Below are 8,702 nucleotides of genomic sequence, written 5' to 3'. Positions count from 1 at the left end.
GATACATTTGCAGCACTAAATAAATGTGTTTGTATGAGAACTAAATTTAAAATTAACGGAAGTCTACTTGTTGCAGCGCTCTGGTTACTAACAGGTTTTGTGTTGAACCTCGTTTCACCTCAAAATTTACTTTTTACTTTGATTTTAGGTTTAGGAATCGTGTACAGCGTTTACATTTTATCAAAACAAAATAATTTAAAATAATCATGAAAAAAGAGTATCAATTTAAATTAGTGGAAGGGCAGTTTGAACCTACAGAAGCCGGGAAAGTATTGTTTTCATTGATTAATAGTAAAATCAATTACCATAATTTAGAACAATTTAGTAATGAAATTAGGTTTAATCAAGATCATTTGCATTCTAAAAGAAGGAGAGAAACATTACAAGAAGCATCAGATTATATTAAAGAATTGATTAAAGAAGCCGATGCGAAAAATATGGAATTACGTATTAACGGTGTAATCCAAATTGAAATGCGACCAAGATCCAATGAAGACAAAAATGTTTAATGGCAGATCGTTATTAATTGCCACAAAACATCAAAAAGAAAAGGTAATAGCACCTATTCTTGAAAACGGAATAGGGATTACGTGTTTTGTACCTTCAAATTTTGATACGGATGTTTTTGGTACATTTTCTGGAGAAATTAAGCGAAAGGAATCGGCTGTGGCAACTGTTCGGGAAAAATGTCTAGCAGCAATGGATGCCTTTGATTGTGATTTAGGTCTTGCCAGTGAAGGATCTTTTGGTCCTCATCCGTCTTTGTTTTTTGCGCAAGCAGATGAAGAATTCCTCATTTTAATCGATAAAAAAAATGATCTAGAAATCATTGTTAGAGAACTTAGTTTAGATACTAATTTTTACGGTGAGACCATTACGAGTTATGAGGCATTGAAAATGTTTGCTCAAAAAATTCATTTTCCATCGCATGCAATTATTTTACGAAGTAGTGCAACTAATGATAAAGCAGTCATTAAGGGAATAACCAATGAAGAAAATTTAAAAAAATATTACAACCATATCATGGAGGTACACGGTACTGTGTATGCTGAAACGGATATGCGTGCGCATTTCAATCCCACTCGAATGCATGTTATTGAAACAGCTGCTAATAAACTTTTGCAGTCTATTCAATCATTATGTCCTGAATGCATGACTCCTGGATTTGTGGTGACCAGCGCTAAACCAGGTTTGCCATGTTCTTGGTGTGCAAATCCTACTCGGTCTACCTTAAGCCACATATATTGTTGTAAAAAATGCCAATACACACACGAAATTAATTTTCCGTATCAAAAAATGACCGAAGAACCTACTTTTTGTGATTACTGTAACCCCTAAATTATGAGTATAATTAACAATTCCATTCAAAAAGCTGTTGCGTTATTAAATCAAGATGAAGTGATAGCCATTCCTACTGAAACGGTGTACGGATTAGCAGGAAATATTTTTAGTACAAAAGCAATAGCATCTATTTTCAGCATAAAAGAAAGACCTTCTTTCAATCCGCTTATTGTTCATATAAAATCTATTGAAAGTTTACCATCTATAGCTAGAGAAATTCCCGAAAAAGCGATGCTACTAGCAAATGCTTTTTGGCCTGGACCTCTAACTATGGTGTTAAAAAAGCAACCTCAAGTTCCAGATTCGGTTACTGCCGGCAAAGATACAGTAGCAGTGAGGGTACCTAATCATAAGGTTACTTTATCACTTTTAGAGCAACTGGATTTTCCATTGGCAGCACCCAGCGCAAATCCTTTTGGATCTATAAGTCCTACTCAAGCGGTTCATGTTGCGCATTATTTTGAAAATAAATTACCTATGATTTTAGACGGTGGTAGTTGTGAAAGAGGAATTGAATCTACAATTATAGGGTTTGAAGATGGTGAACCCGTTCTGTATCGTTTGGGATCACTAGCAATAGAGGACTTAGAAGCCATCATTGGTCCACTTAAAACAATAGCGCATGACGAAAAAGCACCGCCTGCTCCAGGAATGTTGTCACGTCATTACGCACCAAATACTACCACGTACCTTACAGATACGATAAGTGAGGATGTTGCCAAATTTGCAAATCAAAGAGTGGGAGTCTTGACTTTTAAACAAGAGATTCAAGACCCATCAATTTGTGCCCAAGAAGTTTTGTCAATTTCGGGTTCAATGTTAGAGGCAGCTTCAGGATTATATGCTGCACTGCATAGATTGGATGAAAAAAATCTAGATGTTATTCTAGCAGAGCGTTTCCCAGATAGCGGACTTGGTAAAGCCATTAACGACAGATTACAACGAGCTACCAAAAAGTAATTTTTATAACACTAACAAACAATTATATCAATTCAATTGTATGACATTCATACAATTGTCAAACAAATAACTCATGAATTTAAATTTATTAATAGATAATTTAACAAATCCAGCATTACTCTTTTTTGTTTTAGGAATTATTGCTGTTTTAGTCAAAAGTGATTTGCAAATCCCTGAGGGAAGTTCTAAGTTTATTTCTTTATACCTTTTATTTGCCATTGGATTTAAAGGCGGTCAAGAGCTAGCACACAGTCATTTTACACTTGATATAGTATGGTCCATATTTTTTGGTGTATCAATTGCTCTGATCATTCCATTGTATTCTTTTTTTATTTTAAAGAAAAAATATAGCATTGAAAACGCAGGAGCCATTGCTGCCACTTATGGATCTGTAAGTGCAGTAACTTTTGTAACAGCGGTTTCGTTTTTAGAATTGCAAAATTTCACTTTCAGTGGTCACATGGTAGCCGTAATGGCTTTGATGGAAGCTCCAGCTATTATTGTTGGTGTCATCTTAATTAGATTGTTTAGTAAAGAGAATGTACTGAAAACAAAATTATCAAACATTGTTATTCACTCTTTTACTAATGGTAGTGTACTTTTAATTTTAGGAAGTTTAGTTATTGGTTTGCTCGCTAGTGATCAACAGGCATTGGGAATAAAACCTTTTACTACTGATATTTTTAAAGGTTTTCTAGCCTTATTTTTATTAGATATGGGAATTGTGAGTGGCCGTAAACTAGGTGATTTCTTTAAAAGTGGCTGGTTTAGTTTTGCCTTTGCCATAGTAATTCCTTTAATTAATGGAAGTGTTGTTGCCTATCTAAGTCATTTTGTAACGGAGGATATCGGGAATCGTTTTATATTTGCAGTTCTAGCGGCAAGTGCCTCTTATATTGCGGTTCCAGCGGCTATGAAAATTGCGGTTCCTAAAGCAAACCCAGGAATATTTTTACCAATGGCGCTAGCAGTAACATTCCCTTTTAACATCACTTTTGGGATGCCAATATATTTTGCTGTTATTCAATGTTCTTAGGTTTTAGCAATAAAAGAATAAATATAAAAGGCTGTCCAAAAAATATTTTTTCGGACAGCCTTTTGTTTTCCTGATTGGCAAGCTTGCGAGTTAAAAAGTTGAGTTTCTCTATCAAAAATAAAACTTCGAGTATAAAATAGCTAAGTGCTTTACAACTATTACAAAAAGGTTAATCCAATTCTTTTGTTTAATCCTAATTCAAAAATTCTGATTAAAGTTGAAAGCTGAATGTTTCCTTTGCCGTTTTCAATTCGAGAAATATAACTCTTTTTTGTTCCCGTTCTCTCAGCTAGTTGCTCTTGCGTTATTTTTGCTTCTTTTCGCGCGTCTTTGAGCATCTCACTTATGATAAACATTTGCGATTTTTCTTCGTAGCTATTTCTACTTTCTGTTCCTATTTTTCCGTGTTCAGCCTCAATAAGTTGGTCGAAAGTTTTTATGTTTTTATACTCTTTCATTTTAAATGTTTTTTTGTTGAAAATATTCGTTCATTAAACTCAATGCTTTTACCAATTCATTTTTTGGTGTCTTCTGTGATTTTTTCTGAAAACCATTAAAAAGAACAACCAATTTTCCTTTATCAAAACAGCAAAATATTCTATAAACATTAGATTGATATTCAATTCTTATTTCATAAAGTCCGTTAGTTCCTGTCAAATGTTTTAAAAATTTTTCTGGAACTTTCTCAACTTGCTTTACTAATTCAAGAACGTATTTTATCTTTTCTTTTACCTTCTCATCTTGACTTTGATAAAACTCAATAAAGTAATTTTCGTAAAATATAATTTCCCTACTCATTTTACAAAGTTATCTTAAAAGTTAACAAGCGACAAATAAATTCGCTTTTTTTTGAAATCTTACCGCTGAAAAAAAGCAACACATAACTTCTAAATAAAAGCTACGAAGCTCAAAGCTGTAAAATGTTAATTGATAGTTTTCAGCATTTCTTCAACAGCTCGTTCTAATTGTTTGTCTTGTCCGTTCAAATAATCTTCGTATTTCATCGCAACGGGAATATCTGGATTGACTTGTAAGTTTTCAGTAGGTCTGTTTTCTTTTCCTATAGTAGCTACCATTGGAATTCCGAAAACTAAAGAAGGATCAATTTGGGTTTCCCACCAAACAGCAGTGCCTGTTCCTGGGACGCCCATTCCAATTAATTTTCCGATTCCGTTTTGTTTGTACACGTATGGGAAAATAAACGCGTCTGAATAATTACCTTCACTCATTAAAACACAGCTAGGTTTAGTCCATCTTCCTAATGGTTCTGCATCTTTCAAGCGGTTGCCTTGTGGTGCAAATTCAAGGTAGCGTTTGCCACTTAGTAAAGTATTCAAATCATCGTGTAACCAGCCACCACCATTAAAACGTGTGTCGACAATCAGAGCTTCTTTTTCGAAATTTTTACCCATCACTTGGTCAAAAACTTCTCTAAAACTGCCGTCATTCATACCTTGTACGTGAACGTATCCTACTTTACCATTACTCAATTTTTCAGTAATCTGATTCATTTTGCGAATCCAACGGTTGTACATTAAACCCGATTCTTCACCAAATGAAATCGGTTTTACACTTTCTTGAAAGGTAACGCCATTAGCATCTACACCTGAAATTAGGATTAGTTTACCTGTTTTTCTGTTCAAAAATTTAGCCCAATCTGTAGTAGCAGTAATTGCTTCGTTGTCAATTTTGTTGATAGTGGCACCTGCTTTTAGTTTTGAATTCGTTTTATCAAAAGGACCTCCTAAAATAACCTCTGTAACTTTTAAACCGTCAGCGGCATTTTTTTCATCGTACAATAAACCCAAACAAGCCGTTACATCCATATTAGGGAAACTAGCGCTGTAGCGTCCTCCTGTATGCGAGGCGTTAAGTTCTCCTAAAATTTCGCTCAATAATTCTTGGAAATCATAATTATTATTGATGTGTGGTAAAAATTTAGCATAGGTGTCTTTGTACATTTGCCAATCTACACCATGTAATTTTGGATCGTAAAATTTCTTAGCGGTTTGTCTCCACATGTGATTGAAAATGTAATTACGTTCTTGCTCTGTATTTAAAACCATCTCTGCCGATACAGGGATTCCAGTAATTTTTCCGCTTTCCGTATCAATTTTCGATAAGCCTCCTTCGTTTCGCACAAACAATGTTTTGTTGTCTTTGCTCAAAAATAAAGTACTTGGAGATGATCCTAGTTTGGCTAAAATCTTAGTTTCTTTGGTTTTGGTATCGGTTACCCAAAGGTCGAATCCTTTTTCAAAAGAAGCTAAATAGAACAATTTACTGCCTTCATCATTAAATACAAAATCCGCAATAGATGAACTGTTGATGGTTACACGAACTTTTCTAGTTTCAAGGTCAGTCAAATCCGGATTCCAAACTACAACTTCCTCTTTTTTAGGAGTGTCTTTTTTGTTTTTATCAGTGCTAGCAGTCGTTTTTTTGTCTTCCGCTTCTTTTTCTTTATCTTTTATTTCTTTTGTAAGAGCAGCTTCTTCTTTGGATAATTTAAAATTTTCAAAGTCTTTTTTATCGAAAAATACGGCATACACGTCAAGCTCTCTGCTGCCTTGATTGGCCAATGATTTACGACCTTCTTTGCTGCTTAGCCACGCTAATGCTTTGCCTTTCATTTGTTGTTTGGCAGCGTCTTCGCCAAAACCACTCATAATTGGGTATTTAGTTTCAGAGCCATCGGCTTTGATCATTGCAGTGTGCGTAGCATTAAAATTACCCATGCTATCATCTACAAAAAGCCATTTGCTATCATCGCTCCAGTTGAAACCAAAATCACCATCAGAATAACTGTGGTTTCTACCTTCCGGTAAAATGGTTCTTGAAGTTTTGCTGGCTAAATTATACACACGAACAATGTTGCGCTCTTCGATAAAAGCGATTTCTTTTCCGTCTGGGCTAAATTTAGGTAGGAACTCTTCTTTGTCAGACGTAATCAATTTTTCTTCCTGGATTAAAGTAGCAGCGTAAAAATAAGCTTCTTCTTTTCGTTCTACTTTTGCCGTAAATAAATCCCAACTGTCACCACGCTCTGAGGCATAAATAAGAGTTTTGCTGTCTGGTGACCATTGCACATGGCGCTCTTGCTCCGGTGTGTTGGTAATTCTTTTTGTACTTCCACCGTCGGCATTGGTCACAAAAATTTCACCCCTAGAAACAATTGCAATTTCTTTTCCATTCGGACTTGGTACAAACTCTGAAATAGAACCTGCAATTGGTACGTTTTTCTCGACATTGCCTTTACCATCATTTTGGATCGTGATTTTTACTTTTTGTGGACTTTGACCTTCCTTTAAAATATAAATCTCACCGTCTTGAGAAAAGCACAAAGTATTGTCTTGTGCAACACTTAAATGGCGTACCGGATTGTTTTTGAAAGTAGTTATGGCAGTTGCTGTTTTAGCAGATAGGTTTTGCTTAAAAATATTTTGATTGTTGCCATCGGCTTCGCTCAAAAAGAAAATATTTTGATTGTCGTTGCAGTACACCGGCTCGCGGTCTTCACCTTCGTAAGTGCTTAACTGCGTGTATGTTTTTTTGTTGACATCAAATACCCAAATATCACGCGTTACACTGCTGGTGTGGTGTTTGCGTAAGGCATCTTCGTAGCCTTTGCGGTCTTGAAAAACAATTTGATTTCCTGCTGCATTGTAGCGCGCATATTCTATTCCGCCCTCAGTAACCAACACCGGTTTTCCGCCAGTTGCTGCAACTGTGTAAAGGTTTTGGAACAAACGCGGCGAGTAAAAATGAATGTTATTGCTGCTTGTTTGACGGCTAGAACCAAATAATACATTTTTGCTATCAGGTGAAAAATCATATGGATAATCAGCCGCTGAGTTAAAAGTTAGTCGGGTAGGCATGCCTCCAGTTACGGGTAGCGTAAACACATCAAAATTACCGTAGCGGTCACTAGCAAAAGCAATTTGCTTGCCATCTTTGCTCCACACAGGCATCATGTCATGTCCTTCATGAATGGTAATAGGAACTGCAGTACCACCTTGGGCATTAACAACATAAATATCGCCTTTGTAGCCAAAAGCAATGTTCTTACCATCTGGAGAGAGCGCGGGATGGCGCAACCAGAGGGCATCTTGTGCGAATGATACTGAGCTTGCTACTAACAATAAGCCACAGTATAATGAAGATTTTAAATTCATAGTTTATTAGAGTTTAGTTCTTCATTTAGTAGCTTATATTACTGTTTTGTTACAGGTATTGTATGTTATTGGGTTGTTAATTCATGAAAAAATAAAATGAAACAGTAAAAAATATTTTGAGTTATACTTTTTAACTAAAGACCTTTAGTGACAAGAGACTTATTTATGGGAGCTTTTAATGATTTTTTTTAAGTATAGTAATGGATAAGAATAAGACTTATGGTTGTGGTGATCACCAAATGTCAAGTCCATTTATATCACAATTAATATAGGTGACTGTTTATGAAATATTTTTAAATCTATGGAAGACATTATTTCTTTTGACCATCTAATTTTACATATAGCCCCATTCCGTTGATTATATCATCTGGATAATCTGCTAAGTTAATGTTGTGCAAATATTCGTGGTAATGTTTTTTACTTGTTAGATGGAATTTTTCGATAGAAAAATATTTAGTTATTTTGTTGAATTGGTTTAAAAATTTATCAAGTTGAACTTTTAGTTTTGATTTTAAAAAAAACTGATTTAGCTTTTCATTATTGATGTTTTTTTGTCCAAATTGCTTTTTGTATTCAGTAGATAAATCTTTTGACATATCAAGATAAAAAAATGGTTCTTTGAAATAAAGTGAATTGAGTTTTGATAAATAAAAGTCTTCTTTATTCAGCGAGAGGCAGTAATTTAATTTTGATAAAGCAGTCGTAAATGTAATTGGTCTTTTATGATGAATACTTATGTGTAAAGTGCTGTCTTTTTCATGTTCTGTAGCATTAACAATAAAGTCTAAAGTGTCTTTACCAACAAGCCAATAATATGAATATGATTTAGAATAAAAACCAATCTCATAAGATTTGTTTATGTTGTTTTTCTTTTTTACAATGATAGTGTCATTCTTTATATTAGTTGTAAAGAACTGATAATTAATCTTTTTCTCTTTGGCATAGGTAGTTGTGCTTACTATATTGGTAAAAAGAATTATCAACTTTAGAAATACTTTTTTCTTCATTTTTACATTTTTACATTTTTACATTTTTAATTTATATTATTCTTACAATTCATTAAATTATGATTTGGATAAAACAAATAATGCACATTTGTAATCTTTAATTAGCGTGAAATAAATTTAAGCATATTTTTTTTAGTACTTAAATTTGTTATTAAAAAAGTCATAATCCTCATAATTCAAACT

Annotated in this window: 9 protein-coding genes; 5 read left to right on the top strand and 4 right to left on the bottom strand. The window is 34.1% G+C overall.

The window, feature by feature from the left end; genetic code table 11:
• The 5 genes from FPG59_RS16615 to FPG59_RS10995 all read left to right on the top strand — a co-directional run.
• The coding region (locus FPG59_RS16615) for a hypothetical protein (protein ID WP_217875886.1) at nucleotides 1–204 on the top strand (204 nt) is incomplete at its 5' end.
• Between the two features lie 2 nt (nucleotides 205–206).
• Nucleotides 207–509: a hypothetical protein gene (locus FPG59_RS11010; protein WP_086454653.1), complete on the top strand. Its 303-nt coding sequence runs from the start codon at nucleotides 207–209 to the stop codon at nucleotides 507–509.
• Nucleotides 490–1,338 carry a DUF6671 family protein gene (locus FPG59_RS11005; protein ID WP_254906688.1) on the top strand — a complete coding sequence of 283 codons (849 nt, stop codon included), beginning with the start codon at nucleotides 490–492 and terminating at the stop codon, nucleotides 1,336–1,338. The genes FPG59_RS11010 and FPG59_RS11005 overlap by 20 nt, the downstream gene beginning before the upstream one ends.
• 3 nt (nucleotides 1,339–1,341) lie before the next feature.
• Entirely contained in the window at nucleotides 1,342–2,301 is a 960-nt protein-coding gene (locus FPG59_RS11000; RefSeq protein WP_086454652.1) for an L-threonylcarbamoyladenylate synthase, read from the top strand.
• A gap of 73 nt (nucleotides 2,302–2,374) precedes the next feature.
• Nucleotides 2,375–3,337, top strand: a complete 963-nt coding sequence (locus FPG59_RS10995; protein WP_086454651.1) for a sodium-dependent bicarbonate transport family permease — start codon at nucleotides 2,375–2,377, stop codon at nucleotides 3,335–3,337.
• A 158-nt stretch (nucleotides 3,338–3,495) separates the two neighbouring features.
• Here FPG59_RS10995 and FPG59_RS10990 read toward each other — a convergent pair whose 3' ends face one another.
• The 4 genes from FPG59_RS10990 to FPG59_RS10975 form a co-directional block, all read right to left on the bottom strand.
• On the bottom strand, nucleotides 3,496–3,795 hold the full coding sequence (locus FPG59_RS10990) for a helix-turn-helix domain-containing protein (RefSeq protein WP_086454650.1): 300 nt from the start codon (nucleotides 3,793–3,795) through the stop codon (nucleotides 3,496–3,498).
• A 1-nt stretch (nucleotide 3,796) separates the two neighbouring features.
• Entirely contained in the window at nucleotides 3,797–4,135 is a 339-nt protein-coding gene (locus FPG59_RS10985; RefSeq protein WP_086454649.1) for a type II toxin-antitoxin system RelE/ParE family toxin, read from the bottom strand.
• Nucleotides 4,136–4,260: 125 nt separating this feature from the next.
• A complete protein-coding gene (locus FPG59_RS10980; protein ID WP_086454648.1) occupies nucleotides 4,261–7,512 on the bottom strand; it encodes a S41 family peptidase in 3,252 nt (1,083 codons plus the stop codon).
• 311 nt (nucleotides 7,513–7,823) lie between these two features.
• Complete coding sequence (locus tag FPG59_RS10975; RefSeq protein ID WP_086454647.1) at nucleotides 7,824–8,519, bottom strand: hypothetical protein; 696 nt, start codon at nucleotides 8,517–8,519, stop codon at nucleotides 7,824–7,826.
• Between the last annotated feature and the right edge of the window lie 183 nt (nucleotides 8,520–8,702).

The sequence above is a fragment of the Flavobacterium sp. FPG59 genome (assembly GCF_002150205.1).
Taxonomy (GTDB): Bacteria; Bacteroidota; Bacteroidia; order Flavobacteriales; family Flavobacteriaceae; genus Flavobacterium.
The sequence above is the reverse complement of the archived record's forward strand: the minus strand, read 5'-3'. Positions and strand labels throughout refer to the sequence as shown.

Coding starts and splice junctions, on each gene's coding strand:
- FPG59_RS10990 (WP_086454650.1), bottom strand. CDS start 3,795: ATGAAAGAGTATAAAAACATAAAAACTTTCGACCAACTTATTGAGGCT.
- FPG59_RS10980 (WP_086454648.1), bottom strand. CDS start 7,512: ATGAATTTAAAATCTTCATTATACTGTGGCTTATTGTTAGTAGCAAGC.
- FPG59_RS10985 (WP_086454649.1), bottom strand. CDS start 4,135: ATGAGTAGGGAAATTATATTTTACGAAAATTACTTTATTGAGTTTTAT.
- FPG59_RS11005 (WP_254906688.1), top strand. CDS start 490: ATGAAGACAAAAATGTTTAATGGCAGATCGTTATTAATTGCCACAAAA.
- FPG59_RS10975 (WP_086454647.1), bottom strand. CDS start 8,519: ATGAAGAAAAAAGTATTTCTAAAGTTGATAATTCTTTTTACCAATATA.
- FPG59_RS10995 (WP_086454651.1), top strand. CDS start 2,375: ATGAATTTAAATTTATTAATAGATAATTTAACAAATCCAGCATTACTC.
- FPG59_RS11010 (WP_086454653.1), top strand. CDS start 207: ATGAAAAAAGAGTATCAATTTAAATTAGTGGAAGGGCAGTTTGAACCT.
- FPG59_RS11000 (WP_086454652.1), top strand. CDS start 1,342: ATGAGTATAATTAACAATTCCATTCAAAAAGCTGTTGCGTTATTAAAT.